At 65.9% G+C, this 26,066-nt stretch carries 32 protein-coding genes and 1 tRNA gene; 14 read left to right on the forward strand and 19 right to left on the reverse strand.

Annotated features, from left to right (window positions below; all coding sequences use genetic code 11):
- Position 1: 1 nt before the first annotated feature.
- From E2481_RS02485 to E2481_RS02510, 6 genes are all read right to left on the reverse strand, one after another.
- Entirely contained in the window at positions 2–382 is a 381-nt protein-coding gene (locus tag E2481_RS02485) for a response regulator (RefSeq protein ID WP_136715539.1), read from the reverse strand.
- A gap of 398 nt (positions 383–780) precedes the next feature.
- Positions 781–851 (reverse strand) — tRNA-Gly (locus E2481_RS02490).
- A gap of 114 nt (positions 852–965) precedes the next feature.
- Entirely contained in the window at positions 966–1,637 is a 672-nt protein-coding gene (locus E2481_RS02495; RefSeq protein ID WP_136715540.1) for a class I SAM-dependent methyltransferase, read from the reverse strand.
- Between the two features lie 64 nt (positions 1,638–1,701).
- Positions 1,702–4,125 (reverse strand): type II secretion system F family protein, encoded by a 2,424-nt coding sequence (locus E2481_RS02500; protein WP_136715541.1) that lies wholly within the window; start codon positions 4,123–4,125, stop codon positions 1,702–1,704.
- Position 4,126: 1 nt separating this feature from the next.
- Positions 4,127–5,755, reverse strand: coding sequence for a type II/IV secretion system ATPase subunit (locus E2481_RS02505; protein ID WP_136715542.1), 1,629 nt, complete (start codon positions 5,753–5,755; stop codon positions 4,127–4,129).
- Between the two features lie 109 nt (positions 5,756–5,864).
- Positions 5,865–6,467: a DUF7549 family protein gene (locus E2481_RS02510; protein WP_136715543.1), complete on the reverse strand. Its 603-nt coding sequence runs from the start codon at positions 6,465–6,467 to the stop codon at positions 5,865–5,867.
- Positions 6,468–6,577: 110 nt separating this feature from the next.
- On the opposite strand from E2481_RS02510, the gene E2481_RS02515 reads away from it, so the two are divergent.
- Positions 6,578–7,018, forward strand: a complete 441-nt coding sequence (locus E2481_RS02515) for a DUF5793 family protein (protein WP_136715544.1) — start codon at positions 6,578–6,580, stop codon at positions 7,016–7,018.
- Positions 7,019–7,074: 56 nt separating this feature from the next.
- On the forward strand, positions 7,075–8,448 hold the full coding sequence (locus E2481_RS02520) for a phosphopentomutase/phosphoglucosamine mutase (RefSeq protein ID WP_136715545.1): 1,374 nt from the start codon (positions 7,075–7,077) through the stop codon (positions 8,446–8,448).
- Here the strand turns inward: E2481_RS02520 and E2481_RS02525 are convergent.
- Positions 8,441–9,250, reverse strand: a complete 810-nt coding sequence (locus tag E2481_RS02525; protein WP_136715546.1) for a hypothetical protein — start codon at positions 9,248–9,250, stop codon at positions 8,441–8,443. The genes E2481_RS02520 and E2481_RS02525 overlap by 8 nt on opposite strands.
- Before the next feature lie 100 nt (positions 9,251–9,350).
- Here E2481_RS02525 and cdd point away from each other — a divergent pair, with 100 nt between their 5' ends.
- Genes cdd through E2481_RS02540 form a run of 3 tightly spaced genes read left to right on the forward strand, consistent with a single transcriptional unit; the run spans position 9,351 to position 11,118 of the window.
- Positions 9,351–9,740, forward strand: coding sequence for a cytidine deaminase (gene cdd / locus E2481_RS02530; RefSeq protein WP_250137702.1), 390 nt, complete (start codon positions 9,351–9,353; stop codon positions 9,738–9,740).
- 41 nt (positions 9,741–9,781) lie between these two features.
- A complete protein-coding gene (locus tag E2481_RS02535) occupies positions 9,782–10,597 on the forward strand; it encodes a nucleoside phosphorylase (protein WP_136715919.1) in 816 nt (271 codons plus the stop codon).
- A 47-nt stretch (positions 10,598–10,644) separates the two neighbouring features.
- Positions 10,645–11,118, forward strand: a complete 474-nt coding sequence (locus E2481_RS02540) for a redoxin domain-containing protein (RefSeq protein ID WP_136715547.1) — start codon at positions 10,645–10,647, stop codon at positions 11,116–11,118.
- Positions 11,119–11,200: 82 nt separating this feature from the next.
- Here E2481_RS02540 and E2481_RS02545 read toward each other — a convergent pair whose 3' ends face one another.
- The 3 genes from E2481_RS02545 to E2481_RS02555 all read right to left on the reverse strand — a co-directional run bounded on the left by E2481_RS02545 (position 11,201) and on the right by E2481_RS02555 (position 14,470).
- A complete protein-coding gene (locus E2481_RS02545; protein WP_136715920.1) occupies positions 11,201–12,349 on the reverse strand; it encodes a PKD domain-containing protein in 1,149 nt (382 codons plus the stop codon).
- Between the two features lie 414 nt (positions 12,350–12,763).
- Positions 12,764–13,891: a copper-containing nitrite reductase gene (nirK, locus tag E2481_RS02550; protein WP_136715548.1), complete on the reverse strand. Its 1,128-nt coding sequence runs from the start codon at positions 13,889–13,891 to the stop codon at positions 12,764–12,766.
- Positions 13,892–14,050: 159 nt separating this feature from the next.
- Complete coding sequence (locus E2481_RS02555) at positions 14,051–14,470, reverse strand: MoaD/ThiS family protein (protein WP_136715549.1); 420 nt, start codon at positions 14,468–14,470, stop codon at positions 14,051–14,053.
- Between the two features lie 133 nt (positions 14,471–14,603).
- Between E2481_RS02555 and E2481_RS02560 the strand changes: the two genes are divergently transcribed.
- Together E2481_RS02560 and E2481_RS02565 are read left to right on the forward strand one after the other, a co-directional pair.
- Entirely contained in the window at positions 14,604–14,906 is a 303-nt protein-coding gene (locus tag E2481_RS02560; protein WP_250137703.1) for a CGCGG family putative rSAM-modified RiPP protein, read from the forward strand.
- A 1-nt stretch (position 14,907) separates the two neighbouring features.
- Positions 14,908–15,969: a radical SAM protein gene (locus E2481_RS02565; RefSeq protein ID WP_136715551.1), complete on the forward strand. Its 1,062-nt coding sequence runs from the start codon at positions 14,908–14,910 to the stop codon at positions 15,967–15,969.
- Positions 15,970–15,991: 22 nt separating this feature from the next.
- Here the strand turns inward: E2481_RS02565 and E2481_RS02570 are convergent, their stop codons facing one another.
- Complete coding sequence (locus E2481_RS02570) at positions 15,992–16,651, reverse strand: helix-turn-helix domain-containing protein (RefSeq protein WP_136715552.1); 660 nt, start codon at positions 16,649–16,651, stop codon at positions 15,992–15,994.
- A 118-nt stretch (positions 16,652–16,769) separates the two neighbouring features.
- Here E2481_RS02570 and E2481_RS02575 point away from each other — a divergent pair, with 118 nt between their 5' ends.
- The gene (locus tag E2481_RS02575) at positions 16,770–17,048 is read left to right on the forward strand and encodes a DUF2249 domain-containing protein (RefSeq protein WP_136715553.1); all 279 of its coding nucleotides are present in this window, start codon (positions 16,770–16,772) and stop codon (positions 17,046–17,048) included.
- 11 nt (positions 17,049–17,059) lie between these two features.
- Positions 17,060–17,353 carry a hypothetical protein gene (locus tag E2481_RS02580; protein WP_169302356.1) on the forward strand — a complete coding sequence of 98 codons (294 nt, stop codon included), beginning with the start codon at positions 17,060–17,062 and terminating at the stop codon, positions 17,351–17,353.
- Here E2481_RS02580 and E2481_RS02585 read toward each other — a convergent pair whose 3' ends face one another.
- The 3 genes from E2481_RS02585 to E2481_RS02595 all read right to left on the reverse strand — a co-directional run bounded on the left by E2481_RS02585 (position 17,354) and on the right by E2481_RS02595 (position 18,328).
- The gene (locus E2481_RS02585; protein WP_136715555.1) at positions 17,354–17,659 is read right to left on the reverse strand and encodes a cupin domain-containing protein; all 306 of its coding nucleotides are present in this window, start codon (positions 17,657–17,659) and stop codon (positions 17,354–17,356) included. It abuts the gene before it with no gap.
- Complete coding sequence (locus E2481_RS02590; protein ID WP_136715556.1) at positions 17,659–17,886, reverse strand: DUF2249 domain-containing protein; 228 nt, start codon at positions 17,884–17,886, stop codon at positions 17,659–17,661. The genes E2481_RS02585 and E2481_RS02590 overlap by 1 nt, the downstream gene beginning before the upstream one ends.
- A 64-nt stretch (positions 17,887–17,950) precedes the next feature.
- A complete protein-coding gene (locus tag E2481_RS02595; protein ID WP_136715557.1) occupies positions 17,951–18,328 on the reverse strand; it encodes a cupin domain-containing protein in 378 nt (125 codons plus the stop codon).
- 88 nt (positions 18,329–18,416) lie between these two features.
- Here E2481_RS02595 and E2481_RS02600 point away from each other — a divergent pair, with 88 nt between their 5' ends.
- Complete coding sequence (locus E2481_RS02600) at positions 18,417–19,607, forward strand: hypothetical protein (protein ID WP_136715558.1); 1,191 nt, start codon at positions 18,417–18,419, stop codon at positions 19,605–19,607.
- 77 nt (positions 19,608–19,684) lie between these two features.
- Positions 19,685–19,828: a hypothetical protein gene (locus tag E2481_RS18525; RefSeq protein WP_169302357.1), complete on the forward strand. Its 144-nt coding sequence runs from the start codon at positions 19,685–19,687 to the stop codon at positions 19,826–19,828.
- Between the two features lie 25 nt (positions 19,829–19,853).
- On the opposite strand, the gene E2481_RS02605 is transcribed toward E2481_RS18525, so the two are convergent.
- From E2481_RS02605 to E2481_RS02625, 5 genes are all read right to left on the reverse strand, one after another.
- Positions 19,854–20,426, reverse strand: coding sequence for a hypothetical protein (locus E2481_RS02605; RefSeq protein WP_250137704.1), 573 nt, complete (start codon positions 20,424–20,426; stop codon positions 19,854–19,856).
- 74 nt (positions 20,427–20,500) lie between these two features.
- Positions 20,501–21,112 carry a (d)CMP kinase gene (gene cmk, locus E2481_RS02610; protein ID WP_136715560.1) on the reverse strand — a complete coding sequence of 204 codons (612 nt, stop codon included), beginning with the start codon at positions 21,110–21,112 and terminating at the stop codon, positions 20,501–20,503.
- Positions 21,113–21,235: 123 nt separating this feature from the next.
- Positions 21,236–22,210: a cysteine synthase A gene (gene cysK / locus E2481_RS02615; protein ID WP_136715561.1), complete on the reverse strand. Its 975-nt coding sequence runs from the start codon at positions 22,208–22,210 to the stop codon at positions 21,236–21,238.
- 69 nt (positions 22,211–22,279) lie between these two features.
- Complete coding sequence (locus E2481_RS02620; RefSeq protein ID WP_136715562.1) at positions 22,280–22,855, reverse strand: hypothetical protein; 576 nt, start codon at positions 22,853–22,855, stop codon at positions 22,280–22,282.
- 51 nt (positions 22,856–22,906) lie between these two features.
- Entirely contained in the window at positions 22,907–23,722 is an 816-nt protein-coding gene (locus E2481_RS02625) for a DUF7839 domain-containing protein (protein ID WP_136715563.1), read from the reverse strand.
- A 148-nt stretch (positions 23,723–23,870) separates the two neighbouring features.
- On the opposite strand from E2481_RS02625, the gene cbiT reads away from it, so the two are divergent.
- Genes cbiT through E2481_RS02640 form a run of 3 tightly spaced genes read left to right on the forward strand, consistent with a single transcriptional unit; the run spans position 23,871 to position 26,066 of the window.
- The gene (gene cbiT / locus E2481_RS02630; RefSeq protein WP_136715564.1) at positions 23,871–24,452 is read left to right on the forward strand and encodes a precorrin-6Y C5,15-methyltransferase (decarboxylating) subunit CbiT; all 582 of its coding nucleotides are present in this window, start codon (positions 23,871–23,873) and stop codon (positions 24,450–24,452) included.
- Positions 24,449–25,213, forward strand: coding sequence for a cobalt-factor II C(20)-methyltransferase (locus E2481_RS02635; RefSeq protein ID WP_136715565.1), 765 nt, complete (start codon positions 24,449–24,451; stop codon positions 25,211–25,213). The genes cbiT and E2481_RS02635 overlap by 4 nt, the downstream gene beginning before the upstream one ends.
- Positions 25,206–26,066, forward strand: a complete 861-nt coding sequence (locus E2481_RS02640) for a cobalt-precorrin-4/precorrin-4 C(11)-methyltransferase (RefSeq protein ID WP_136715566.1) — start codon at positions 25,206–25,208, stop codon at positions 26,064–26,066. Before E2481_RS02635 ends, E2481_RS02640 begins: the two co-directional genes overlap by 8 nt.

The raw sequence follows: 26,066 nt of genomic DNA on the forward strand, positions 1-26,066 counted from the left end.
CTCACAGCCCGTACAGGTCGACGAGAATGTCGATCCGGTTGGCGAGTACGTCCACCGTCTCCTCCGAGAGGTTGTCCTTGTGGAAAAACTCCGAGACGCCCGCCTGGAGCGCGTCCATCGCCACCGACTCCACCGCCGACGAGGTCAACAGGATGACGGGCACGTCGGACTCTATCGACGCCGTGAGTTCCATGCCGGATTCGTCCGGCAGATTGTGTTTCACGAGGAGACAGTCGATGTCACTCGCTTCGAGCGCCGCGCGTGCATCGGCCGCCGACTCGGCAGTGCTCGTCGCGAAATCGTACTGGTCCGATAGCTTATCGGCGATCTGTTGGGAGATGAAGACACTGTCTTCGACAACCAACACGTGCGGCCGTGACATCTCTCACCTGTTTATGGGCGTTCCGGCAATTAAATCACGGTGCCGTTTCGTCGGTCCGTACCTGGAGCGTCCGTTCAGTGGTTGGCGTCGTTGTTCCGGGATTTACGTCCTTCTGACGATTTCACTGCTTACTATCGTCCGCAGAAAATGCGCCGGCCGGGATTTGAACCACCTCCACTTCGTTCGCTACCGCTCACTCGTGGCGTACCTCAAATCCCTCAACCGCATTTGCGGCTCACGAATTGTTCGCCGCCAAAATGCGCCGGCCGGGATTTGAACCAGATGGAGACGTTCCGGGCATGTGGTCTCACTCCGTTCGACCATTCCGGGGCTGCGACTCCCAGGGTTCAAATCGCCTACTACCGCATTCGTCGCTCGCGAGTTGCGAGCGACAGAAGTGCGCCGGCCGGGATTTGAACCCGGGCCATGAGCTTGGAAGGCTCAGGTCCTACCACTAGACCACCGGCGCTCGTTCGCTTTGCTCACTCGCCCCGAGCCTCACCTCGCTTCGCTCGGTGAGACACCGGCGCTCACTTCGTTCGCACCTCCGTACCGCGGATGCGTATCCGACAATTCCCCGCGCCTATTTATGGATGTTTCCCTTCGCCGGCGCGGTGACCTCGGCGTAGCAGTTCCCGCTGGAGACGGATGCGTCGAGCACTTCGAGCCCGCTCTCGGCCAGATCAGCCTCGAACTCCTCGGGGTCGTAGATGTGGTAGTACCGCGGGACAGTCTCGCCGCCGGGCAGCGTCCAGTCGACGGTCGTGTCGAATCCCGCTTCGGCGTCGAAGCGGTCGTGGGCCGTGCTCCAGGCGCTCACCAGCGCACGACCGTCCGGCGAGAGGACTCGGGCGAGTTCGTCCAGGCTCGCAACGCGAAGTTGCCGGTCCGGAAGGTGATGGAGCGTCGCCACGTACACCGCGACGGTCACGGAATCTGTGGAGAGGGGGAGCGCCGAGGCATCGCCCTGCAGGAGCGTGACGGCGCTTCGCACGTCAGCGTCACGGATGCGCTCACGGGCCTGGGCCAGCAATCCACGACTCACGTCGAGACCGATCACGCGGTCGGCGTGTCCGGCTAGCAACTCGGAGTGGCGACCGTTCCCACAGCCGACGTCGAGTGCCAGCCTGTCCGTTGGGGCACCGTCGAGGAAGGTCTCGACTTCCGGCCACGGATACTCGCGGGTCTGCGAGAAGTGCTCGGCGATGCGGTCGTAGGTGTCTCGCACCCCCTCGCGGCCCGACTGGTCGTCCATACCGGCGGTTCCGGGCGGGCAGGCAAGTGCGTTCCGTTCGGGGACCTGCCGGAGTCGAGAGCGGTTACTGGATTTCCGCTTCGGCCTTCACGGCCTCGATCCGGGGCGGATAGATTCGGTCGGTCTCGCCGTCCTCCACGTAGTCGAACTCCTCGTTGTCGTTGGTATCGAGGTGCGGGACGGCGACGACCGTCACGTCGTCAGATAACTCCCTGTTCACCCTGATTTGGACGTCTTTGTGGGTTCCCGGTTCGAGGTACTGGGTCCGACCGATGACCTCGCCGTCGGGCGTGTGCAGGTGCAAGACGACGTAGCCGCCGTCCGAGAGCGACACCGAGTCGACGGTGACCGTCTCGCCGCCGAACTGTTGCTCGAACTGCATGGAGGCGACCGGCGAGGAAAGCAGGACGAAGGCGACGTAGGCGATCCCAAGCAGGACGAAGGCGTGTTTGACGCCGTCCCTGACGGTTCCCTCGCCGATCTGGCCGCCGATGAGTCCCGACAGGAACCCCTGGATCAGGGCGGTGTGGAAGAAGACCAGGGTGTACGCGGCCTTGTTGACCTCACCGAAGCGCGTGATCTGGTCGGCGTTGACGCCGAGGCGGTTGTTGCTGTCCGGCGTCGGCACGCTGTCGGGGAGGCTCGGCACCAGCACCTCCTGGACGGCGACGATGATGACCAGGAAGACCGCGAAGGAGACGTAGATGACGACCAGATAGGTGAGCATCTGGCGTCGGCGCTGGCGTTTCATGCGCAGGTCGGCCCTGGCCTGGGTCGCCGCGATCCGGAGGACGCGGCCGATGTTCCCGCTGGCGCGCATGGCGTTGCTCAACAGTGTCACGGCCCGGGTGACCGGCGTCGTCTGGACGCGGCGGCCGAACCGGACGAGCGCGTCCTCCACGTTGGCCCCCATCTTGATGTCGGCCCAGATGCGTTCGAGTTCAGGCGAGAGCGCGCCGAGGTCGCTCCCCCTGACGCGGTCGAAACTTTCGACGACCGACATCCCGGCCTCGTTGAGGCTGGCCAGCCGTTCGAGCAGTTCCGGACTGGCCGACTCGATGCGGTTGATGCGGCGCTTGTAGACGAATCGAACGGCCGCGTAAGTGCCCAGGACGAACAGGAGCGCCTGGATAATGATGTCGTCTAACGCCCGGATATTGACGCCGATACCGGTGAACACGCTCGGGAGACGTGCGAGCGTCACGAGCACCGCCAGCGGAATCGTCACGTACAGCAAGGACGTGGGGTTCCAGAAGACGACCTGCATCGGTCGGCGCAGGATCCGCTGAATGCGTTCGAGTTTGTCGTACATCGCCAACCGCTCGAAGTTCGCCGCCAGGGAGGGAACCGTTCCCCCGTCGGTCGTCTGCATGTCGGCCGCGGACTGGTCGGTGTCAGCGAGCAACTCCGTCTCCTCCAGCGCCGAGGCGTTGCTCTCGCTGCCGATTCCGAGCAGTTCCAGCCGCTGGTTCAGGAACACCATGAACCCGATGTTCGCCAGCGGAATGGCGAGATACCCCAGCAACTGGAGGATGCCGAGCGTGCTCGTCGTGGTGAGTCCGAACACCAGCAGGACGGTGATGAGAAAGAGCGTCCCCGCGACCAGCACCGTGACGTAGGCCTCGGCCATCGTCGCGAGCAGTTCGAGGATCTCCTCCTGGCGCTCCTCGGCTTCCTCCTGGTAGCGCTCGTACTGGTCGTGGAGGAAACTGGGGAGGTTCTGCCCGCTCTGGAGGACGCTGGAGAGGTTCTCGCTGAACGTCTTGAAGTCCTCGCTGGGCGTCCGCTTGGACATCCGCTGGATCGCGTTGATCATGTCCGTCCCGAACAGGTCCATCTCGCGAGCCGCGATCGAGATCTCGGCCGCCGTCTCCCCGTAGACGCTCCGGTTGTCGGCCAGCGTCCGCATGACCTGCGGGAACGGCATCCCGCCGCGGGCTTGTGCGTAGAGGAACGCCACGGTCCGAGGGAGACTCTCGTTGATCCGGCGGCGACGGGCCTCGGCCCTGCCCGCGAGGAGTCGCCAGCGCAGCGAATAACTGACGAGACCGCTCAGGAGCGCCGAGACGAGGCCGCCACCCACGAGCAGAATCACCCACGCCGTCGTCCCGAGTTCGACCGACCACGTCGACGGTTGTCCCAGGACCGCAGTCATCGTGTTCGGCAGGCCCGCGACCGCGTCGCCGATGAACGGGATCGCCAGCACGAGCCCACCGAGGAGGTACGCGCCGAGGATGCCGCCGGCGATCGCGATGAGGACGGCGTACAGGTAGGATTTGGCGGCGTACGCGTTGTAGGTCTCGGCGACGTAGGCGGACTGGAGCAGCCGTTTGCGTTCGAGTCGATCCTCGTCGACGAACCGCCCGAACAGCACGCGAGAGACGGCTTTGAACCGCTGGTGGAGCTGTTCGCTGGTCCCGACTGCGATCAGCAGGCTCACGACCGCGACCGCGACCAGCAACGGGAGGAAAGCCAGCGGTGAGACCATGTCAGTCCTCGATCTCGATCCCCGTGGCGTCGATGCGTTCCATGACCTCCTCGGGGTCGGCGTAGTACTTGTTCACCATCGCCGTGAACCGACGGTAATCGCTGACGTCTTCCTCCTGGAGATATCGGAGGAATCGCTTGCGGTTTTTGATCTCCCGGAGCAGTTCCGACTGGTTCCAGCCCCGTTCCTCGCGAATCTCGTCCAGCAGGTCGCTCCGGGTCTCGGAAAAGGTGTCCTCGGTCGCCTTCCAGCTATAGGTGTTCGAGTAGTCGAGTTCGCCGGTCCGCTGGTCGATCCCCTCGATCTCGGCGAGCGTCTGCATCCGCCGGACGCGCTCGCCCTGCGTGCGGGTGAGCAACTGGACACAGAGCACGTCCAGCGACTGGACCATCGGCCGGGGCACGTTGATGGGCTCGTTCTCCAGCCGGTTGATGACGGTCTGGACGCTGTCGGCGTGCATCGTCGAGAAGGTAGTGTGCCCGGTGTTCATCGCCTGGAACAGCGTGATGGCCTCCTCGCCCCGGACCTCGCCCACGATGATGAACTCCGGGCGGTGACGCAGCGCCGACCGCAGGAGATCGTACATCGAGATGTCGTCGTCGTCCATACGCTCCCGTGTCACGGAGGACAGCCAGTTGTCGTGATACAGCGAGAGCTCGCGGGTGTCCTCGATGGTCAGCACCTTCGACCGGGGCGGGATGAACATCGAGACGGCGTTCATGGAGGTGGTCTTCCCGGCCGCAGTCCCGCCGGCAAAGAGCAGCGACTTGTTGTTCTCGATGCACAGCCAGAGGAAGACGAGCATATCGAGGTTCGCCGTCCCGTACTCAAGGAGGTCGATCGGCGTGAACGGCTCGTCGGCGTACATCCGAATGGTGAAGGCCGACCCGCGAGGCGTGACCTCCTCGCCCAGCGCCAACTCGATGCGGGAGCCGTCGGGCAGCGTCGTCGAGACGACGGGGTCCGAGACGCTGACGTGCCGGCCCGACCGCTGGGCGAGCTGGATGACGAAGTTGTTCAGTTCCTTGGCCGCGAAGGTGACGTTCGTCTCGATGTCGGTGTACTCGTCGTGGTAGACGAAGATGGGGAGCCCGGGTCCGTCACAGGAGATGTCCTCGGCGTGGGGGTCGTTCATGATCGGGTCCAGCTTCCCGTAGCCGTGGAAGCGCCGGTAGAGGTAGTAGAACAGCCGGAAGAACGTCTCGACGCCGATCTCGACGCCGTACTCCTCGAGGCGCAGTTTCAACTCGTCCCTGAGCGCGCCCTCGGGGTCGTCGGCGACCTCGTCACGGTACAGCAACGGCTCGCGGATGTCCTCTAGCAGTCGGTCCAGCAGTTCCACTTCCAGGTCGTCGAGGTCGGGTTCGACGACGTGATACAGGTGTTTGTCGTCCTCGTGGTCGTAGTTGATGGAGACGAAGGAAAACGGTGTGTTGAGCCAGTACCGATCGATTTCTTCGTACCCGGAGAGGCCGCCGAAGGAGAGCAGTCGGCCGTGCTTGTCCGGGTCGTAGTTCTGGACGGGGATCGTCGAGCCGCGCAGGAGTTCGGCCGTCCGGTCGAGCCAGTGGCGAAGCTCCTCGATCCGACCCATGGCGGTCCCGTCGTCGCCAGTGTCCTGTCGTGACATCCCTAGCGTAGCCCCGCCACGTCCGGCGGTAAGCAGTTCTTACTACCGATTACGACCCCACTTACTTAAATTCGACAGCCGTTTTCGCAGCGATCATAACGGGCGGCTGTCAGGCGGTGTCCTCGGTCGCCGGTCCGTCGGCGGAGGTCTCCTCGACCCGTTCGACGCGGAGGAGGACGTACGCGAACGCGTACTGGAGGAGGACGCCGATCGGGAGCACGTATCCGGGGAACGGATCGGCCGCGAGCGATCGAGATCCGAGTTGGAAACTGGCCCCGAGCTGGAGGACGAGCGACGAGAGCGAGAGCAGGACGGCACCCACGAGAAGCAGTCCCCCCATGAGTCTGACGGGGTCGACGGCGGACTCGGCGAGTCGCTCCTCGAAGACGTACATGGCGATGCTCAGCAGTACGGCCGCGGCGATCACGACCACACCGAGCGTCCAGAGGTCGTAGGGGAGCGACCCCGGACTGCCGGCATAGAACTCCGCTGCGCCCCAGGGCGTCTTCAACAGCGGGTTCTGCAGCGACGCGTCACCGGTGACCTCGATGCCGAACAGGTAGCGGACCAACCCGAGCGGGAACCTGACCTCGACGAGCGTTCCGCCCTGAATGGAACCGAGGGCGACCGACACCGACCACGGGATGAACGCCGACAGCCAGGCGGCGACCACCGCCAGTTCCTCGGCGAGTTCCGACTTGACCCAGACCATACCCGCCCTCCGACCGGCCGGTCCTAAAACCTACCCCCGGTCGGTGCATCCGGTGATTTCCCGGGCGGGCGTTACGTTCATTGCGCCGGAAACCGTACGAGTGGATGGGAATGAGGCGCGACTACTTCACCCTCGGACTGCGGAACGTCGAGGACACGGCCGACGGACAACCGACGGTTCACGTCGAGTATCACGGACCCTCGGACGCCTACGAAACGCGCCTCACACCGGAGCGAGACGTCGACGTCGCCTTCCGCTTTCAGACGCCCGTCGACGACAGCGACGCCAGCGGCGTCTTCTCCGTCGCCGACCGCATGACCGGCGAGTTCGTCCTCGAAGTCAACGCCGACGCCGAGGACATCCTCACGCTCATCGACGCTGCCCGCGCGTACGACGAGGCCACCAGCGACTCAGCGGAGTGTTACACCGTCCGCATCCAGGAGGACGGCGACCGACTGTTCGAGACCGACGAGCGGATGCTCCTGGTCTACGACAACGACGGGGACCTCCTGCGCCAGCACTCCCTGATCCCGAGCGGCGTCGAACTGTAAGCGACGTTCCGGGTCGGGCCAGCAGTACATAAGTAGATGCCGGCTGATGGCCCGGTATGGACCTTTTCGGCACGGCGGGCATCCGCGGGTCGGTCACCGACACCGTGACGCCCACCCTGGCACTCTCGGTCGGACGAGCCGCCGCCGTCGACGGCGCGGAGTTCGTGGTCGCACGAGACGGGCGAGAGACCGGCCCAGCGCTGGCAGCGGCCGTCGAAGCCGGCCTCGAAAGCGGCGGCGCGCGCGTGCGTCGCGCCGGCCAACTCCCGACACCCGCGCTCGCCTACGCCTCGCAGGGACGCCGCGGAATCATGGTGACCGCGAGCCACAATCCGCCCACCGACAACGGCCTCAAACTGTTCGTCGACGGGCAGGAGTACGACTCGATCGCCGAGAACCGGATCGAGGAGCGCGTCGCCGACGACCCGGACCCGGTCGAATGGAATGAATGGGGAGACTCGACGACGGTCGACGTCCTCTCGAACTACCGGGAGACCGTCATCGGCTACGCCGAGGAGTTCGGATCGGCGCTGGACGGACTTCGCGTCGTCGTCGACTGCGGCAACGGGACTGCGAGCGTCGCGACGCCGCAGGTACTGCGCGCGCTCGGCGCCGACGTGGTCGCCCTGAACGCCTCCGTCGACGGCCACTTCCCCGGCCGGGAGAGCAAGCCGACTCCCGAGACGCTCGAAGACCTCCTGGAGTTCGTCCGAGCCGGCGAGTTCGATCTCGGCATCGGCCACGACGGCGACGCCGATCGCATCGTCATCGTGGCCGAGGACGGCAGCATCGTTCACGAGGACACTGTCCTCGCCATCCTGGCCGAACACTACGTCGCCCGGAGCGACGTGTCGGACCCGGTCGTCGTCACGACGCCGAACGCCTCCGCCCGCATCGACGAGCGAGTACGTGCTGCGGGCGGGCGCGTCGAGCGGGTCCACCTCGGCGGCCTCCACGAGGGGATCGCCGAGGTGCGCGCGACGGCCGAGGAGCAGGGAGCCACCGACGAGACGAGCGTTGTCTTCGCGGCCGAACCGTGGAAGCACATCCATCCGGCACTCGGCGGCTGGATCGACGGAATCGCCAGTGCTGCCGTGTTCTCGCGACTGGTCGCGACTGACGGACTCGCCGCCCTCCGTGAACCGGTGACCGAGCGCCCGTATCGGAAGGTAAGCATCGACTGTCCCGACGAGCACAAGGGGGAAGTGATGGCGACGCTCGAAGCGCGGTTGCCAGAGCAGTTCCCCGAGGCGTCGGTCTCGACGGCGTACGGCGTTCGACTGGAGTGGCCGGACGCCTCGTGGGTGCTCGTTCGACCGAGCGGGACGGAGCCCTACGTCCGACTGTACGCCGAAAGCGACGACGTCGACGCGCTCGTCGAGGACGCTAACGCAGTGATCGAGCGCGCGGTCGAAGAGACGACTACTTAGCCTCACTGACGTGTTCGTCGAGCGCGTCGCGGACGGTATCGAGCGCGTCGACGTCGGATACGTCCAGCGCGATGTCGCCCATCCAGTGTGACCGGAACCGGAGGACGAGGGATCGCTCGGTCAGGTCGTACGAATCGAAGTACGTCCACTCGGTGAAGGTGCCGTCGATGGCGAGGCCGTCGTCGGTGACGACCACCGACCGATCGTGCGTCGCGTAGAGCGACAGGACCGCGAGCGGACCGATGAGGACGGCAGCGACCAGGAGCGCCGAGGAGAGCGCGCCGTGCATCGCGAGCACGGCGAGCAGTCCGGCGACGACACCGAGTCCGACGGCGAACGTGCCGTACCTGACTCGTCGGCGGCGAGCCGCTGGACCGGACGGAAACGACGCGTACACCGTCGCCGCCCTGATCCGTTCGACCGTCTGCTGGCGGTGAGCGAGGACGATTGCCACCAGCGCGACGCCGAAGGCCAAAGCCCCGGCTGTACTCGGGCGCGCGAAGATCGTCAGCAGCGCCCTGTCGGGATTGTGTGCCAGTAACGCGATGAGCCACACCGCGTGGCCCAGCGGCAGGAGCGTCACCGCTACGGCGACCCACGTGTTCGTGAACCACCGAACCGGATCGAGGTCAGCAACGGCCAGATACCCCAGCGCGCCGGCAAGCAGCGCCCCGAGACTGAACGCCAGCCATGGGTCTATCCCGACCCCAGCGCCGGCCGCGAGGGCGGCAACCACGGGGCCGACGAGGAGCGCCAGGTAGCTTCCCCCCAGCGACCGGTAGATCCGCGCGCTGTATCCCATACGTTACTGCCTGGCCCCGTACTAAATTAAAAACCGTTACTGTTTCAGCACCTCGGGGTGCGGGCGAGATTATTTGGACTGGCCCCGCGTGGTGCCCGGTATGGAGGAACTCGTCGAACGGGCGCGCGAGGCGCTCGACGAAGCCTACGCCCCCTACTCGGAGTATCGTGTCGGGGCGGCCATTCGGACGGTAGACGGCAGCGTATATACGGGTTGTAACATCGAGAACGCCAACTACAGCAACAGTGTACACGCCGAGGAAGTCGCGATCTCGGCGGCGATCAAGCGCGGCCACCGGTCGTTCGACCGCCTCGCCGTCACGTCGAGCGAACGCGACGGCGTCACGCCCTGTGGCATGTGCCGGCAGACGCTCGCGGAGTTCTGTGATGAGTCGTTCCCAGTCGTCTGCGACGAGGGCGAGGAGACCGCCGAGTACGCGCTCGGGGAACTGCTGCCGAACGCCATCTCGCGGGAGACCCTGGGGAAATGACGGACGGCGAACCCACCGACGACCCCACGGCGGCCGACCACATGGACAGCGAGGACCCAAACGACGAGGAGCAGTACCACCTCGAAGTCGGTCCCGACGACGTCGCCGAGACCGTCCTGCTCCCCGGCAACCCCGAGCGCCTGGGGAAGATCACGGACGAGTGGGACCGCAGCGAGGAGGTCGCCAGCCACCGCGAGTACCGGACAGCGACGGGGGCTGTCGACGGCACCCCGATCTCCGTCACGTCGACCGGCATCGGCGGCCCGTCGGCGGCAATCGCGGTCGAGGAGTTGGCTCGGGTCGGCGCGGACACGTTCATCCGGGTGGGGTCCTGTGGGGCCATCCGGGAGGAGGCCAGCGTGGGCGACCTCGTCATCACTCGCGGGGCGGTCCGCCAGGAGGGGACCAGCGACGAGTACGTCCGGGAGGACTACCCGGCCGTGGCCGACCACGCCGTCGTCGCCGCGCTCGTGGCCGCCGCCGAACGCCTCGACTACGACTACCACGTCGGGCTGACCTGTTCGACGGATTCCTTCTACGCGGGGCAGGGCCGTCCCGGGTTCGAGGGGTTCGAGGCCCGCGGGAGCGACGACCTCGTCGAGGAACTCCGGGCCGCGAACGTGCTGAACTTCGAGATGGAGGCGGCCACGATCCTGACGCTGGCGAACGTCTACGGGCTCCGGGCGGGCGCGGTCTGTTCCGTCTACGCGAACCGCGTGACTGGCGAGTTCCGGACCGAGGGGGAACGAAAGGCGGCGAAGACGGCGAGCCTGGCGACGGTGTTGCTGGCCGAGATGGACGAGCGCGTCGAGGAGGCAGGTGCTCAGGAGTGGCACGCGGGCCTCGGACTGAAGTGATTCCGTTCGGGACCAGACTTAATGAAAAACGTGTGGAGTACGAACGTATGGTTTCGACCGGCGACACCGCTCCGACGTTCACCGCGAAGATCGGCACCAGCGACCACGAACCCTTCGACCTCGACGACCACCTCGGCGACGGCCCGGTCGTCCTCGCCTTCTTCCCGGGCGCGTTCACGCCGCCCTGTACGAACGAGATGGTCGCACTGCAGGACCACCTCGCCGATTTCCACGAGGCGGGGGCAACCGTGTTCGGGATCAGTGCGGACTCGCCGTTCTCCCAGGGCGCGTTCCGCGAGGAACACGGCATCGAGTTCGATCTGGTCAGCGACATGAGCGGCGAGGCCATCCGGGCCTACGACCTCGAAGTCGACATCGAGGACCTCGGACTCCACGGAATCGCGAACCGGGCCGTGTTCGTCCTCGACGACGACGGCACGGTGACGTTCGACTGGGCGGCCGAGGACCCGACGAACGAACCGGACTACGACGCGATCATCGACGCCGTCGAGGCGGCGTAGCGACCTCGAAAAACGGCAGACTGACGAGGGAGACTCGGAATACGGGTCCTCTCGTCGAACCCGATGTCCTCGTCCTCTCGCCCTAGATCCGCCGTCTCAGTAGCAGCGCCGCTGAGAGGAGGGCCGCGATCCCGGCGAGGACGCCGAGGCCGGGACCCTCCGAGCTCGTCGTCGTGGTCGCCTCGGTGGTCGAGTCACCGTCTCCGCCGTCGCCGCCGATGCCGTCCGACCCGCTGCTGGTCGTGGTCGCCTCGTCCGTCACCGTGACGTTCAGCCGCGAACTGTTCGTGTTACCGTTGCTATCGCTGACGAGGACGCCGATCCGGTACTCCCCGGGGGACTCGAACTCGTGGGTGATCGAGGCCGTGTCCGAGGTGCGGTCGGCCTCCCCGTCGCCGTCCAGGTCCCACTGGTATTCGACATCGGTATCGTCAGCGGTTTCGCCCGCGTCCAGCGTAATCGACTCGCCGGTGGCGACGCTCGTCGACGACGCGGCGAGCGCGGCCGACGGAGCGGCGGTATCACACGCGCCCTTCGTGATCGTGATGCTCCGGTTCATGTCCAACTCGACGGTCGACGACCGGTCGGTGTACAGCCGCCAGGCTTCGGTCCGGTTGGCCTGGTCACCCGACCAGTCCCACTCGCCCCAGGCGTCGGCTCGCTCGTTGAACCGGGGCGTGACGGTCAGGTCGAGGTCGTCGGTGGTGTCCAGTCCCCGGAAGACACCGCCGTCGGTCCGGTTTTCGATCCACTTCCAGTCGATCTTGCTCCGCGTGTCACGGTGGAGGAACACGTCGTCGCGGTCCTCGTGGTTGTCGTCTTCGATCACCCATTCGCCGGACTCGGGGAGGCCCACGAACTCCATCGTGGCCGTGCCTCCGCCCGGCGCGTCGCCGTACTCGTCGTGTAACACGACAAGACTGTACCCTTCGGTGCCGTGGAAGATGAGGAGGTTGCTCACCTGGTTGTCCTGGAAGTCGGTCGTCGTCCGCGAGCTACGGGTCTCGTAGCCGTAGAAACTCTCGACGCTCTCCCAGGCGCGGCCGATCGGTTCGACCTGGTGGCACTCGCCGCCCTGCGTGACGGCGAACTCCGTCTGGTTGTCGTCCTGTGCAGGACTCGACGAATGGTCCGCAGCCGTCGGCTGTCCACCGACGGGACCGGCGAGAACGACCGCCGCAACCAGGAGCGCCAGCAGGACGGGCGAGGACCGAACGCGCGCGGGTTTCATACCGAACGCCCTCCTGCAGAACTGCCGATTGCGGGGTGTTCGTGACCGGGGTCGGTCCGGTCGCGTCCGCACCGTTCGTCCGAGTGGCACGTTGCCGGTAGCAACCGGGTTCGTAGACGCAACGGACTGGGGACTCGTTTCCGAGCGCCGTGGTCTATCTCGTCGGTAGGAGGGGGTGATTCTGCCATGAGATACGACCCAATACGACGCAGTTGGAGGAATTGTTATGAACAGTCTACCTCGTTACACCCCAACTACGGTGCCCGTGTCAGGAAGAGAGAAGCGGCTGAATACTCGGAATACAGACCGTCTGCGTGGAAGACGGCCCTTCCGGAGCCTCGCGTCGAGCCTCGGCCACGAACGGTCGATGCTCGGCCATCGTCAGGTGGTGTTCGACCCGAGGCGATCGGGGAGTCAGTTATAGATCGGTCCCTCGTGGCTGGAGCCGTTGGCGTCGGGGTCGAAGATGGACTCCTCCTCGGAGCCGAGGACGTCGACCTCGGCGAGGAGGCCCCGGCGGGCGACCCGCGACAGCGCGTGGTCGACGATCTTGATCCGGGAGGGGACCGGCGTCTCCATCTCGCCGATCATACAACTTCCCGGCGGCACCTTCATCGTCTGGATGTTCGGGTCGGCGTAGGCCTCGAACTCGCCGTCGTCGGGGAGGCCGCCGTCGCGGTAGGCCCGGGTCCAGACGTTCCCGATGGGATGGAAGTTGCTGGAGAGGTTCGGGCCGCCGTCGACCATGAACACCCGGACGCGGTCGCCCTTGTTGACTTCTACGGGTCCGCGACCGGCCGCGGCGTAGGCGTACTTCTCGCCGTTGAGCAGCACATAGGTCGGGGCCTCGTTTTTCATCGCCTCCATGTCGAAGTTGTGGTGGCCCGTCGTCCCGACGTCCTTGTCGGTGTAGAGCTCGTGCTGGCCGAAGTACAGCTCCCGGTCGACCTCCGGGAGCCCGCCCTCGGGTTCGACCAGAATCATCCCGAACATCCCGGCGCTGATGTGCTGGTCCAGGTTCGGCACGGCGCAGTGGTAGATGAACGCACCGGGGTACTGCGCTTCGAACTCCATGCTGTTGGCGCTGCCGGGCGAGGCCGTCGTGGCCACCGACCCGCCGCCGGTCCCGTAGATGGCGTGGAAGTCGACGTTGTGTGGCAGGTTGTTCTCCTCTAAGTTCTCCATGGTGAACGTGACGGTGTCGCCCTGTCTGACGCGGACCATCGGGCCCGGGATCTGCCCGTTGAAGGTCATGTAGTCGAAGGTCACGCCGTCCTCGATCTCGGCGGTGACCTCCTCGGCTTCCAGCGTCACCTCGTGGTTCCGCGGGGAGTTCCAGTCGACGGGGTCCGGGAGGTCCGTCGGGTCGGCCGCCACCTGATCGGCGTCAATCGATTTCGCCTGGTCGGACTGGGACGTCGTCGTCGCTTCCGTCCCCGTATTCGTCGCCTCCTGTGGCTCGTTGTTCGAACACCCAGCCAGTGCTGCGGCACCGCCAATGCCGAGGGCCTGTAACATCCGCCGCCTCGAAGATTCAAACATCGGTTGTCACCTCTACATATTTGATTTGTGGTGAGAAGTGGATAAACTACGAGGAGAGTTCTCATACCGTAAGAAGCGTTCTCGGGCCGTGAGAAGCGCCGTCGCGATCTACGAACACCTTCGGATTCTTTATACCAGATAGGTTGTGAGAACTGAATTTCAAACGCAGTACATGAACGGATAGATGAGCGCGACGCGGTCGCCGTCGGTTAGCTCCGTGTCCAAGCCGTCGAGCAGTTCGTTGAATCGCCCGTTGACACAGACACGGGCGTACGCGCGAGTCTGTTCACCTTCGGGGTTCTTGTGCCAGTCCCCGGGCAGGTCGCCGTCGATGGTTGCCCAGCCGCGAGTGGTCGCCTCGGCTTCGGTCTCGGCGATGAGCATGTCCGAGACATCGTGCTCCTCGAAGAAGGCCGTCAGGAACTCCCGAAGCGTGTTCCCCGCGAACGTGAAATCGAACCGGTGTTTGCCGATTTCCGTCCGAACGTGACCGGTACAGTTCACCGTGACCGTCGTCTGTGTCGCCGCGGCCTCGTCTCCTCGGTCCGCGGTGTCGGAATCGCTCGCGGTGGCCTGCATAGGACTCCGTTGTCGTCACACCCCTGAAACCGTTGCCCCGAACATGTTCACCGGTCGACCGCTGGGGGCGAGTGCCGGCTGCCGAACGTGTTCGGGTCAGTCCTTTCCAGGGCTGGCACCGTATCCACAGGTGATGACCGTATCCCACGACGAGGTCGAGCCGGTGACGGAATCGGTCCACGACAACTCCTGGTCGGCCAACCTGGAGAAACCGCCCCACGCCGAGGACCGCTCGCTGGTACTGGCCCAGGCCAGGGACGCGGTCGAACACACCGCGTCCGGGAACCACGTGAACCTGGTCACGCATGGCGACCACGGGCACCCGGAGGCGTACCTGTATCCGGAACTCGACGACGCCTTCGGCGACGCGGTCGAGTACGAGTACGTCGAACAGTGTGGCTGTGGCGGCCACGTCACGCGCGTCCACGTCCAGTGAGATGCGGGGAAGCGTCGACACCGACGAGCGACCGTTCGTCCTCATCTGGGAGGTCACCCAGGCGTGTGACCTCGCGTGTGAACACTGCCGCGCGAACGCCCAGCCCGGTCGCCATCCCGACGAACTGACGACCGAGGAAGGAAAGAGCGTCCTCGACGCCGCAGCGCGATTCGACGAGAACCAGCTTGTGGTCCTCTCGGGCGGTGACCCTTGCAAGCGGCCGGACCTGACGGAACTCGTGGCCTACGGCGACGATCTTGGGCTGCGCATGTCGCTCACTCCCAGCGGCACCAGTTCGCTGACCGGCGACGCCATCGAGGAACTGTCCGAGGCCGGCCTCCGTCGGATGGCGCTGTCCATCGACGGCGGCGACCCGGAGCATCACGACGCCTTCCGCGGCGAGGACGGCAGTTTCGCCGAGACGATGCGCGCGGCCGAGAACGCCCGGGACGCGAACGTCCCGCTACAGGTCAACACTACCGTCTGTGCGGAGACGGTCGGGGAACTCCCGGCGATCCGCGAGGTGGTCTCGGAGATCGGCGCGGTCCTCTGGAGCGTGTTCTTCCTCGTCCCGGTCGGTCGCGGACAGCTACTCGACCCGATCAGCCCCGAGCGCGCCGACAGAGTGATGGCGTGGCTCGCAGAGACTGCCGACGAGGAACCCTTCGGCGTCAAGACGACGGAAGCACCGCAGTACCGACGGGTCAAACTCCAGGAGCGGGACGCCGGCCCCGAGGCCGGCCTGAAGCGTCGCAGTGGCATCGTCGCCGGCGACGGCTTCGCGTTCGTGAGCCACACGGGCGATATCTTTCCCTCGGGGTTCCTGCCGAAGGCGGCGGGCAACGTCAGGAAAGACGATCTGGTCGACGTCTACCAGAACTCGGACCTGTTCGAGGGGCTCCGGGATCGGGACACCCTCTCGGGGAAGTGCGGCGCGTGTGAGTTCCGCCACGTCTGCGGCGGGAGTCGGTCGCGGGCGTTCGCACACACGGGGGATCCGCTGGCGAGCGATCCGCTCTGCCCGTACGAACCCGAGGGCTATCAGGGCGTCTCGGGTGACTGACCGGCGAGGCGACGGCAAGTGGTCATGTGACGTCTTTCGTGATGAGGCTCTCGTCCAGTTCGGTCACGAACTCCATGATGATCGTCTCCTCGGCCCGGTGAAGCGTCTCACTGACGGTCGATTTCGCCATGTCGAGGCGCTCGGCGAGGTCGGTCAGCGAACATTCCCGCGGCGTGTCGTAGTAGCCCGCTCGCACGGCCGACAGAATCAATTCGCGCTGGCGGTCCGTCAGGAGTTGCTCCGTGGCGTCGACGGTCCGGCGGACGAACTCCACCTCGAAACTCATGCCGAACTGCTCCAGTTGGGTCCCGAACGTCGAGAGCCGGTCCTGTGACGCCGTCACCTCGACTGTCGCGCGCCCGTCTTTGATGTTGACCGGCGGCTCTAGCGGAACACCGGACTCCTGTACCGAGAACAGGAGCAGCGGCTCGTCCGTCTCGAACTGGATCAGCGTCCTGTCGGGTGATTGACCCAACACTTCGATCGAGAGGATCGCGTTGCGTGCCTCGATCGCCCTGACGGCCGAGGCGGGGTCTGGACCGGTGAGTTCGACCAGCCCGACACCCGTTTCCTCGGTCGGTAAGGCCGCCAGCACCCGGAAATCTACCTCCGGGTAGTCCGTCGATATATCGCCGATCCATGCCGCCGGGGGAAGTCTGACTGTGAGTTTCGCTCGTGGCATCGTTGAATACCTGCTGATTCGTCGCGTCGTCTCCAATAGGTGGCGCCGAACATATTCGCCTTCCGGCCCGAACAAGTTCGGCAAAAGGGTTGGGCATCGGCTGACCGTACGTCTGGGTATGGCACCGCAAAACGAGGAGTACGAGACGGCGGCGCTCGAAGCGACCGACGCACCGGCCGGTGTGCCCACCGAGCGACTGGACGTTCGCGACCTGGGGCCGCCAAAGCCGTTGAAACGGACCCTAGAGCGGCTGACCGACCTGTCGGACGACACCGTCTTCGTGCAAGTGAACGACCGCGCGCCCCAGCATCTGTATCCGAAACTCGACGACCGGGGGTACGAGTACGAAACCGTCGAGTTCGAATCGGCGGTCGTCACAGTCATCTGGCGGGCATGATGAGTCGAAGTATGTCGACGAGCGACGAGACTGACGGCGACCCTTCGACGCCGAGATCGGCCGAGGAAGCGATCGACCGAATCGACGCCCGGGCGAACGCACTCAGGGACGAACACGTCGCACGTGCACTGTCGCGGATCGACGAACGAGGGGACCTCACCCCGAAGAAGCGAGTCGTCGTCGCGGCGCTGGCCGACCGACTCACGACGAAACTCGTCGATCCGCCGAAAACCGGACTCCGGACAGCCGCCGACTCGGAGGAGAAACGAGCGACCGAGGTCGCCTTCGAGCTGTTCGGGGACTGATCACTCGTCCGTGCGGCGTGCGAGAACGAGCAACGCCACGCTGTCCGCAGTCGCTTTCGGCGAGATATCCCGACGGCCGTCGAACCTGGCCACGTCGCCGGCCGCGAGTTCGTGGACGTCGTCGTCGAGTTCCAGCTCCAACGCTCCCGAGACCACGTAACAGATGATCTGTCGGTCCGGATGGCGGTGTGGACTGACGCGCTCGTCGGCCTCCAGTGCCAGGCGGACGACTTTCGGCTCCTCGCCGGGGAACGGACTCGCGTGCGGTGTCGGCTCCAGGTCGTCCAGCGGTGTGATTTCGGCCATTATTGCTTGGGGAACTCGGCGACGAACTCGTCTTCACCCTCCTGGTGGGACTCGTAGTTGTCGGCATCGAACGCGTCGACTTCGGCCTGCATCTCGTAGAACAGCGGCTTGGGCTCGTGGTCGTTGACGAGTCGCAGCGTCTCGCCGCTGTCCATCGACTCGAACGCGTCCATGATCTTCGGATGACGCTCCTTTGGCGGGAGGTCCCGGACGTCTATTTCTGGCATACACACGGACCTTCGCCGCCGCTACGCCTCCGGCTTGTCCCGAACATGTTCACAGCGGTGCGTGCTATTCGCTCGATGGCTCGAACTCTTCGTTCTTCAGGCCCTTCCGGACGGGTTCGTGTTCGGCATCGGTGGGCGGCGGCGCGGTGACGAGGACGGCTTCGAGGCGTTCGCCCTCTGCACGGACCCCGCGCTCGACGCCGGCGGGGACGCTCACCACGTCACCGGGTTCGACGTCGTGTTCATCGTCGCCGTCCCTGACGATACCCGTCCCTTGCTGGACCACGACGGTCACGTCGCTGTCGGGCGCGTGGACCGGGATGAACTGATCGGGCTCGAAGTAGCCACAGACGACCTTCGAGTGCTCGCTCCGGAAGGTCCCCTGGGCGCTGAATTTCTCGTCGGAATACTCCCGCTCGTCGTCGATGCTCGTCTTGGGCATACGTCCGCCTTCGACCGTCCGTCGCCTCCCGGTTGTCCCGAACACGTTCGCCCCGGACCCTTTTCGGCCGGCCGGTCGAAACCCATCCGTGACGACGAGCGGAACCGTCTCCCGGTGGGGTCGCGGGTTCGTCGCCGCCAGCGCCTGCTGGCTGGTGATCTGGCAGGCCACCGCCGTCCTCCGAGCGCCGCGACGGGTCACGGTGACGCTCGGACTCCTCGGGTTCGTCCTGCACATGGTGTTCGGGAAAGCCTACTCGCTCGTGCCGTCGTACTTCGACCGGGAACTGGCCGTCGCCCGCGCCCCGGCGGTCCATCTCCCGCTGGCAATCGTCGGGACCGCCTGCCTCGCCCTCGGTCCGCTCACCGTCGTCCCCCCGGTCGTCGGAACCGTCGGCGCGGTGCTGTGGGCGGGCGGCATCGCGCTCTTCCTCGTGACCATCGGCTGGACTATCCGGGACAACCTCACGGGATCGGAGACCGCGACCGGCGACCACAACGCCGACCGCCGGTCCGTCGACCGCGCCGCCAACGCCGCCATGCCCGTCGCCTTCCTCTATCTCGGGGCGGGAGCGTACGCGACGCTCGCGCCGGCGCTCGGACTCCCCGCGCTCGTCGACGGGTACGCCCCGCGTGCATCCCATCTGTTCGCAGCCGGGACCGCCGCCCTGCTCGTGTTCGCCGTCGGCTTCCGTCTACTGCCCCGATTTCTCGTCGCCTCCCCGCCGGAACCGCTGGTCTACGTCGTCCTCCCGGCGGGTGCGCTCGGTCCGGCCCTGCTCGCGGCCGGGCTTCCCGCGGGGCTGCTACTGCAGGTGGGGGCGCTCGTCCAGACGGTCGCGCTCGTCGGCTTCGCGGCCGCCTACGGCTGGCTGTTCGTCGCGAGCGACCGGGAGCGGCTGGGGTTCTACAGCGTCCTCGCCGGCTCGCTCGCCGGGCTGGCGGTCGTCGCGCTCGGACTCACCTTCGCCTTCGGCGGGACGACCCCGGACCTCGTCGTCGTCCACTACCGACTCGCCGTGCTGGGGTTTCTCGGGTTGACCATCGTCGGCGTCGCGTTCCAGTTCTATCCCCCGACCGTCGGCCGGTTCCCGCTCGCGGGGGATCGGACAGGGGCCGCAGTCCTCGTTTCACTCGCCGGCGGACTGGTCGTCGAAGTCGGTGGCGCGCTGGCCGGCGTCGACCTCGCCGTCGTCGCCGGTCGAACAGTGGCGCTCGCCGGTGCCGTCGGCTACGCGTACCTCCTGATCGGGTTGTTCGTCCAGCGGGCGCGAAAGTGAGTCCGCCTCGCCTGGGGGCAACCGTCTGGGACGAAACCGGACAAAACCGCCAATCGGCTCGCGGTTCGAGCGGTCCCATGACGTACCGAACGACTATCGGCTGGTCGCTCATCACGTCGGGTATCGTCACGCTCCTCCTCGCGTACCTCCCCGGCGACTCCGTGTGGTGGGGAATCGGCCTCCTGGTCGTGGGTATCGCGGTGTTTCTGGTTCGGCAGTAACAGGGACCACATACGGCGAAAAGCGTCAGAACGGCGCGTCCGGGTCTCGGTCGTATCCTTCCTCGTTGGGGACGCCCGCGTCGGCACCGCCGGATCCGGCGTTGGGGCCCGGCAGCGTTCCTGACTCGACGTATCGCCGTTCGTGGTCTTCCAGTTCCGCGTTGATGATGCCGGCCTTGTGGTGCATGTCGTCGACCCGAACTCTGACGAGGTCGTACTCGTGGCGGTCGGAGAGGCCGTTCCAGGCCCGGAACGATCCCTTCGCGAGCGTGTTGCTCTGCGGGCAGAACTCGGTCGTCGGCGTGAATTCCGCGACGAGCACACCGGACTCGTCGGCGGACTCGGCATACCGGTAGCCGGCGTCGGTGTGACGCGAATCGAGGTTCAGGCGGGCGAGGTTGTAGCCGAACGTCATGTCGTAGACGCCGCGCTCGTCGAACAGATCGCGGGTCAGTTCGTGGAACGCGACGTGGTCCTCACCCGTCAGGATCGCGTGACCGGCGAGGTGGCTTCCGGGTTCGGGGATGTGCGCCGGGACGAACTCGTCGTAGTCGTCGAAGGCGACATCGTCCGAGGACGAGAGCGAGGGGAACTTCATACGAAACGATTGGCGCTCGGACCTCCTTGATCCCACCCCGAACACGTTCGTGGCGCGAGCGCGCTCTCGCCCACTCAGATCTCCAGATCGGGCGTCGGGAACGCGCCCTCGTCGACCTCTGGGTCGTACTCGCGGATGGCAGTGAGGACGAGTTCGGTCGTGCTCTCGGGACTCCAGCGGGCGGTGTTGATCACGAGGTCGTAGATCGACCGGTCAGAGAGGTCGATGTCGTAGTACGACTCGTAGCGGTCGGCCTCGATGACCTCGCGGACGCGCATCTCCGCGCTCATCTCCTCGCGGTCGCTGGTTCGGTCGACGCGGACCTCCTCGGGGGCGTCGAGCCAGATCTTCAGATCCGCGCGGTTGCCGGCGAGCCAGCCCGCGAGTCTGGATTCGAGGATGAATGCCTTGTTCGCGGTCCCCCACTTCTCGGCGATGGTCTGGAGGCGTCGGTCGAGCGCCCGGTCGATCTCGTCTGACTCGCCGGCCTCGGCGATGAGTTGCGTGAGACTCATTCCCCGCTCCTCGGCGATCTCGCGAAACACCTCGCCGCCGGACGCGTATCCGCAGTCGAGCGCCTCGGAGAGCGATTCACAGAGCGTGCTGACGCCACAGCCTGGTGGGCCCGAGACGGTGATGAAGAGGTTCGTATCCTGCAACGTCCCGCCAGTGTCGCGATCAGACATGTGGCCGTTCGTTTCAGACTGGCAACGGATAAACACGCGGGGTCGTGATCGTTGGGGAGCCACCGAGACCGCGGCCGGGACTCGAATACGAGGTTTCGCGTGACCGGTGAGCCGCCACCGTTGCTACTCCGCGTCCGGCGTCGGACTCGGGGGTTCGTCCTCGGGGCGTCGTGCGGCCACCGACACGTCCTCGAACAGGGTCGTCGAGAGGTACCGCTCCGCGGAGTCGGGGAGAACGACGCCGACCAGATCGTCCGCGTGTTCGTCGCGGCGTGCGACCCGGACTGCGGCCTCCAGTGCCGCCCCACCGGAGATGCCGACGGCGATGCCCTCACGGCCGGCGAGTGCGCGCGCTCGGTCGAGCGACTCGGACTCCGTGACCGTTTCGACCTCGTCGATGAGTTCCGTTCGGAGTACGTCGGGCACGAACCCGGCACCGATCCCCTGGATACCGTGGGAACCCGCCTCGCCACCCGAGAGAACCGGTGAGGACGCCGGCTCGACGGCGACGGTGTGGAACTCGCTCTTGTCCTGTGATTCCTTGAAGTACTCGCTGATGCCGGTGATCGTTCCACCGGTGCCCACGCCGGCGACGAGCACGTCGAGTTCGCCGTCGGTGTCGTCCCACAGTTCCGCTCCCGTCGTCTCGCGGTGGACGCGGGGGTTCGCTTCGTTCTCGAACTGCTGGAGCAACACGGCGTCGTCCTCGCGCTCGCAGCGCCGGTGGGCAGCCTCGATGGCCGCGTCCATGCCGCCGTCGGCCGGCGTCAGGCGCAACTCCGCGCCGAGCCCGGAGAGCAGTTTCCGGCGCTCACCGCTCATCGACTCGGGCATCGTCAACACGAGATCGTACCCGCGCGCCGCACAGACGAGCGCCAGGCCGATGCCGGTGTTACCGCTCGTCGACTCGACGATGGTCGTGCCCTCGTCGATAGCGCCCTCGCGTTCGCCCCGCTCGATCATCGCCTCGGCGATGCGATCCTTCACCGAGAACGGGTTGAACCCCTCGACCTTGCCCACGAGGTTCGGCGCGAACGCATCGAGTCGAACCAGCGGCGTCCGACCGATCTCCTCGGTAACGTCTCCAGCGATTTCCATGTAGAAACGACGGTGGGTGTGACAGAAAGGGACAGGACCCAAGCATTCGGGGTCTTGTCGTTCGCTGCGTCACTCGCGCTCAGTCGTGAACTGTTCGCGCAGTTCCTCCATCCGGTCCTGGAGCTGTTCGACCTGTTCGGTCGCGATTTCGCCGCCGGCCTGTTCCTGGAGTTCCTCGATCCGTGTCTCGGTTTGTTCGATGAACTCGAGGGTCTGTGCCTCGATGTCCTCGTGTGCGTCCAGCATCGTGTCGAGCTGGGTGTCGACCGAATCCAGGTACGACTCGGAGGCGTCTTCGACGTTGCCGACCGACCCTTCGGTGAACTCGACGACGCGTTCGCTCGCCTCCTCGCTGGCGTCCTTCGCGGCGTCGAACTGCTCGTCGATGGCGTCGCGCACCTGATCGAGGTTGCCCTCGGCGTCCGGAACCATCTGCTCGATGGCGTCGAGGGTGTTGTGGAGCGCATCGCGAGTCATCTCCGCCCCGCGGTCGCTCGCGTCGGCACCGCCCTCGACGCTCCGGACCAGCGCCTCGTTGAGCCGCTGCTGGAACTCGAAGCCCTGTTTCATCGCTTCCTGACTCCGCTCGATGGTCTTTCGCTGCAGATCGAACGCCTTGCTGACCGGGTTATTTTCGTCTGTCATCGTTCGAACAATCCCAGCGAAAGCACATCAAAGCTGCCCTCGACCCCCTGCTCACTGCTCGACTGCGTCGACCATCTCGTAACTGACGTTCTGATCCCGGAGTTTCTCGGTGTGGGCGGCCAGTTGGGTGCTGACGGCGACGAGCAACACGTCGAGACCGCGGGTGGCCGCCTCCTGGACCGCCGTCGCCGTCCCGAAACGGAGGTCGGGTTCGAGGTCGGCCGCCCGAACGGCGGCCAGCGCCTCGACCCCCGCGGTCGCGAGCAGGTCGTGGTCCGCAGCGTAGTCGGCGATGGTATCCGCGGCGACGGTATCGGACCCGCCGTCGTCCACTCGCGGGAGCGAGACGACGGTCACGTCGCCGAGTTCGTAATCCAGCACGCCCTCGAAGTCCGTGACGCCGACGTCCTGTTCTTCCTCAGCTGAGGTCACCGCGACGGCCGTCGCACTGCCGGCACTGCCGGGCGTCGCCGTGAGGATTCCGTCGACCATCGACAGCGAGACCGGTTGGCCGCTCTCGATGTCGCCGGTGGCGAGGGCCGTCTCGATCTCGACTTCGCCGATGACCTCAGTCGAGACGTGCTGGACGTACTCCTGGAGGCGATCGGTCTGTGAGATGAGCCAGTCGACGCCTTCCTTGGTCACTTCGTAGCGACCGCGGCCGTGCTTCTGAACGAAACCCTGCTTGACCAGGTCCTGGAGGTAATCGCTGACGGCCTGTGAGGTGATGCCGATGGCTTCGGCGACCTCCTGCTGGCTGACCGCCGGCTGGCGTTCCGCGATCTGGACGAGTATCTGATACCGCGTCGCGTCGCGCTTGTTCCGGAGCACGTTCGACTCGCCGGCCCCGCCCGCGTCCTCTGCCATTGGCCGTGTTCCGGACCGCCAACTCAAGTATTTTTGCCTTAATACATCGAGAGTTTCCTGCGAACTCCCGCTCCCCGATCAGCCACAAGTTAGATTGTCCTAATACAAACAAAATTGTTTTATGGCCGAGCGAAGTTGTGTTATCGTAATGTCTCGTGTAGCGCTCCCACACGATGCGAAGGCGGGACCGACGAAACCGGAGGTCAGGGCCGTCCTGCTCTCGAAGCTGGATCTCGACGGGACGGACCACTTCGTGGAAGTCGGTTCCTGTACCGGTGCGGTCACCATCGAGGCGGCCAGGCGCGCCGGTCGCGTGACCGCACTGGAACGGAAGTCCGATCGGCTGGACGTCACCGAACGGAACCTCGACGCGAACGACACAGTTGCCGACGTCGAACTCAGGGAGGCGGAGGCCCCCGACGGACTGCCCGAGGACGCCGACGCCCTCTTCCTCGGTGGCAGCCGCAACTACGAGGCGGTCCTCGACCACGCCGTCGAGGTCGGAATCGACCGCGTCGTGATGAACGTCTCGCGGCTGGAGGTCGCCGGCGCGGCGACCGAAGCCTTTCGCGAGCGGGACCTGCTGGACGACGTCGTCCAGTTCCAGGTGAGCCACGGCTACGAACTCGCCGGCGCGACCAGTTTCGACTCGGACAACCCGGTGTACATGCTCGTCGGCGGAGTGGGCGACAACGCCGACGAGGTGGCGACCGACGGAGGCACCCGATGACGCTGTACGGCGTCGGACTGGGGCCGGGCGACGCGGACCTGGTAACCGTCCGTGGCAAACGGATACTCGGCGAGGTCGACGTGGTGTACTCGCCCGGACGGCTCTCCCGGACGGTCGCGACCGAACACGTCCCGGAGGAACGCATCGGCGACCTCGACTTCCCGATGACCCGGGAGGAGGACGAACTCCGCCGGGCCTGGAAGAAGGCGGCCACCGAGATCGCTCCCGAGGCGCGCGACGGCGACGCCGCGTTCGTCACGCTTGGCGATCCGAACGTCTACTCGACGTTCGGACATCTCCGGCGGACTCTCGACGCGTTCCATCCCGACGTGGACCTCGAAATCGTCCCCGGCGTGAGCGCCGTGACGGCCTTTGCGACCGCACTCGGCGTCGAGATTCCGGCCGGATCAGGGCTCGCACTCCGGGAGGCCGCAAAGGGCCAGTCGCCGACCGGTCCCGACCGGATGGTGTTGTTCAAGGTAACCGATGCGCCCGCGACCCACGAGGGGCTGGTCGACGCCGGATACGACGTGGTGTACGGGCGACGGCTGTTCATGGAACAGGGCGAGACGCTCGTGACCGACGACCCGACCGACATCGACGAACGGGACTACTACACGCTGGCCTACGCGGAGAAAGAAGGCGTCGAGACGGACCTCGCGACCGCGAAATTCGACGTGTCCGACGACGTGCAGTCGGCGGAACGAGCAGAAGGAGTCGCCTGTGGCGACGAATCCCCGGAGGTGCGCTCGGATGACTGATCCGCAGGACGCGATCGACGCCGAGGGAGACGCGCGAGCGACCGAGCGCGATCCCCGAATCCGCGAGCACAACGCGGGCGACCAGCAGGAGGGGGTTCCCTTCATCGGTGCCGGACCGGGGGACCCCAAACTGTTGACCGTCGCCGGCAAGGAACTCGTCGAAGCGGCGGACCTCGTGGTTCACGCCGGGTCGCTGGTCAACAGCGAACTGCTGGAGGAGTATTGCGCCGACGCCGAGACGGTGTCCAGCATCGGCAAGGACTTAGAAGAGCTGATCCCGCTCATGCGGGACGCCTACCGGGACGGCGAGAACGTCGTCCGGCTCCACAGCGGCGATCCGGCCATCTACGGGGCCGCACTCGAACAGATGGACGCCCTGGAACACGAGGGCGTCCCGACCTACTTCGTCCCGGGCGTGACCGCTGCCTTCGCCGCGAGCGCGACGCTCCGGACGCAGCTCACCCTCAACGAGGTGTCGAACCACGTCGCGTTCACGCGCCCACAGGGCAAGACGCTCGACGCCGAGGAAGACCACATCGGCGAGTTCGTCGAGATGGGCGACGTGACGACCTGCATCTATCTGGGGACCCACGCCGTCGCGGACACGATGGACCGCCTGCTCGAGGACGGGCACGATCCCGAGACGCCGGTGACGGTCGTCTACCACGCGTCCTGGCCCGACGAGGACATCATCGAGGGGACGATCGAGACCATCGGCGAGAAGGTCGAAGACGCCGGATATCGCGCCTCGGCGCTGGTCCTCATCGGCGAGGCCGTGACCGGCGCGGGCTACGAGCGATCCTATCTCTACGACGGCTGGGCGAATCGCGGTTCAGGGGAGGCTGACGACTGA

The organism is Halorientalis salina (assembly GCF_005049285.1).
Classification (GTDB): Archaea; Halobacteriota; Halobacteria; order Halobacteriales; family Haloarculaceae; genus Halorientalis; species Halorientalis salina.

What these genes read in the sequence shown, in the direction of transcription:
- E2481_RS02485 (WP_136715539.1), bottom strand. Translation starts at nt 382, where the DNA reads ATGTCACGGCCGCACGTGTTGGTTGTCGAAGACAGTGTCTTCATCTCC.
- E2481_RS02495 (WP_136715540.1), bottom strand. Translation starts at nt 1,637, where the DNA reads ATGGACGACCAGTCGGGCCGCGAGGGGGTGCGAGACACCTACGACCGC.
- E2481_RS02500 (WP_136715541.1), bottom strand. Translation starts at nt 4,125, where the DNA reads ATGGTCTCACCGCTGGCTTTCCTCCCGTTGCTGGTCGCGGTCGCGGTC.
- E2481_RS02505 (WP_136715542.1), bottom strand. Translation starts at nt 5,755, where the DNA reads ATGTCACGACAGGACACTGGCGACGACGGGACCGCCATGGGTCGGATC.
- E2481_RS02510 (WP_136715543.1), bottom strand. Translation starts at nt 6,467, where the DNA reads ATGGTCTGGGTCAAGTCGGAACTCGCCGAGGAACTGGCGGTGGTCGCC.
- E2481_RS02515 (WP_136715544.1), top strand. Translation starts at nt 6,578, where the DNA reads ATGAGGCGCGACTACTTCACCCTCGGACTGCGGAACGTCGAGGACACG.
- E2481_RS02520 (WP_136715545.1), top strand. Translation starts at nt 7,075, where the DNA reads ATGGACCTTTTCGGCACGGCGGGCATCCGCGGGTCGGTCACCGACACC.
- E2481_RS02525 (WP_136715546.1), bottom strand. Translation starts at nt 9,250, where the DNA reads ATGGGATACAGCGCGCGGATCTACCGGTCGCTGGGGGGAAGCTACCTG.
- cdd (WP_250137702.1), top strand. Translation starts at nt 9,351, where the DNA reads ATGGAGGAACTCGTCGAACGGGCGCGCGAGGCGCTCGACGAAGCCTAC.
- E2481_RS02535 (WP_136715919.1), top strand. Translation starts at nt 9,782, where the DNA reads ATGGACAGCGAGGACCCAAACGACGAGGAGCAGTACCACCTCGAAGTC.
- E2481_RS02540 (WP_136715547.1), top strand. Translation starts at nt 10,645, where the DNA reads ATGGTTTCGACCGGCGACACCGCTCCGACGTTCACCGCGAAGATCGGC.
- E2481_RS02545 (WP_136715920.1), bottom strand. Translation starts at nt 12,349, where the DNA reads ATGAAACCCGCGCGCGTTCGGTCCTCGCCCGTCCTGCTGGCGCTCCTG.
- nirK (WP_136715548.1), bottom strand. Translation starts at nt 13,891, where the DNA reads ATGTTTGAATCTTCGAGGCGGCGGATGTTACAGGCCCTCGGCATTGGC.
- E2481_RS02555 (WP_136715549.1), bottom strand. Translation starts at nt 14,470, where the DNA reads ATGCAGGCCACCGCGAGCGATTCCGACACCGCGGACCGAGGAGACGAG.
- E2481_RS02560 (WP_250137703.1), top strand. Translation starts at nt 14,604, where the DNA reads ATGACCGTATCCCACGACGAGGTCGAGCCGGTGACGGAATCGGTCCAC.
- E2481_RS02565 (WP_136715551.1), top strand. Translation starts at nt 14,908, where the DNA reads ATGCGGGGAAGCGTCGACACCGACGAGCGACCGTTCGTCCTCATCTGG.
- E2481_RS02570 (WP_136715552.1), bottom strand. Translation starts at nt 16,651, where the DNA reads ATGCCACGAGCGAAACTCACAGTCAGACTTCCCCCGGCGGCATGGATC.
- E2481_RS02575 (WP_136715553.1), top strand. Translation starts at nt 16,770, where the DNA reads ATGGCACCGCAAAACGAGGAGTACGAGACGGCGGCGCTCGAAGCGACC.
- E2481_RS02580 (WP_169302356.1), top strand. Translation starts at nt 17,060, where the DNA reads ATGTCGACGAGCGACGAGACTGACGGCGACCCTTCGACGCCGAGATCG.
- E2481_RS02585 (WP_136715555.1), bottom strand. Translation starts at nt 17,659, where the DNA reads ATGGCCGAAATCACACCGCTGGACGACCTGGAGCCGACACCGCACGCG.
- E2481_RS02590 (WP_136715556.1), bottom strand. Translation starts at nt 17,886, where the DNA reads ATGCCAGAAATAGACGTCCGGGACCTCCCGCCAAAGGAGCGTCATCCG.
- E2481_RS02595 (WP_136715557.1), bottom strand. Translation starts at nt 18,328, where the DNA reads ATGCCCAAGACGAGCATCGACGACGAGCGGGAGTATTCCGACGAGAAA.
- E2481_RS18525 (WP_169302357.1), top strand. Translation starts at nt 19,685, where the DNA reads ATGACGTACCGAACGACTATCGGCTGGTCGCTCATCACGTCGGGTATC.
- E2481_RS02605 (WP_250137704.1), bottom strand. Translation starts at nt 20,426, where the DNA reads ATGAAGTTCCCCTCGCTCTCGTCCTCGGACGATGTCGCCTTCGACGAC.
- cmk (WP_136715560.1), bottom strand. Translation starts at nt 21,112, where the DNA reads ATGTCTGATCGCGACACTGGCGGGACGTTGCAGGATACGAACCTCTTC.
- cysK (WP_136715561.1), bottom strand. Translation starts at nt 22,210, where the DNA reads ATGGAAATCGCTGGAGACGTTACCGAGGAGATCGGTCGGACGCCGCTG.
- E2481_RS02620 (WP_136715562.1), bottom strand. Translation starts at nt 22,855, where the DNA reads ATGACAGACGAAAATAACCCGGTCAGCAAGGCGTTCGATCTGCAGCGA.
- E2481_RS02625 (WP_136715563.1), bottom strand. Translation starts at nt 23,722, where the DNA reads ATGGCAGAGGACGCGGGCGGGGCCGGCGAGTCGAACGTGCTCCGGAAC.
- cbiT (WP_136715564.1), top strand. Translation starts at nt 23,871, where the DNA reads ATGTCTCGTGTAGCGCTCCCACACGATGCGAAGGCGGGACCGACGAAA.
- E2481_RS02635 (WP_136715565.1), top strand. Translation starts at nt 24,449, where the DNA reads ATGACGCTGTACGGCGTCGGACTGGGGCCGGGCGACGCGGACCTGGTA.
- E2481_RS02640 (WP_136715566.1), top strand. Translation starts at nt 25,206, where the DNA reads ATGACTGATCCGCAGGACGCGATCGACGCCGAGGGAGACGCGCGAGCG.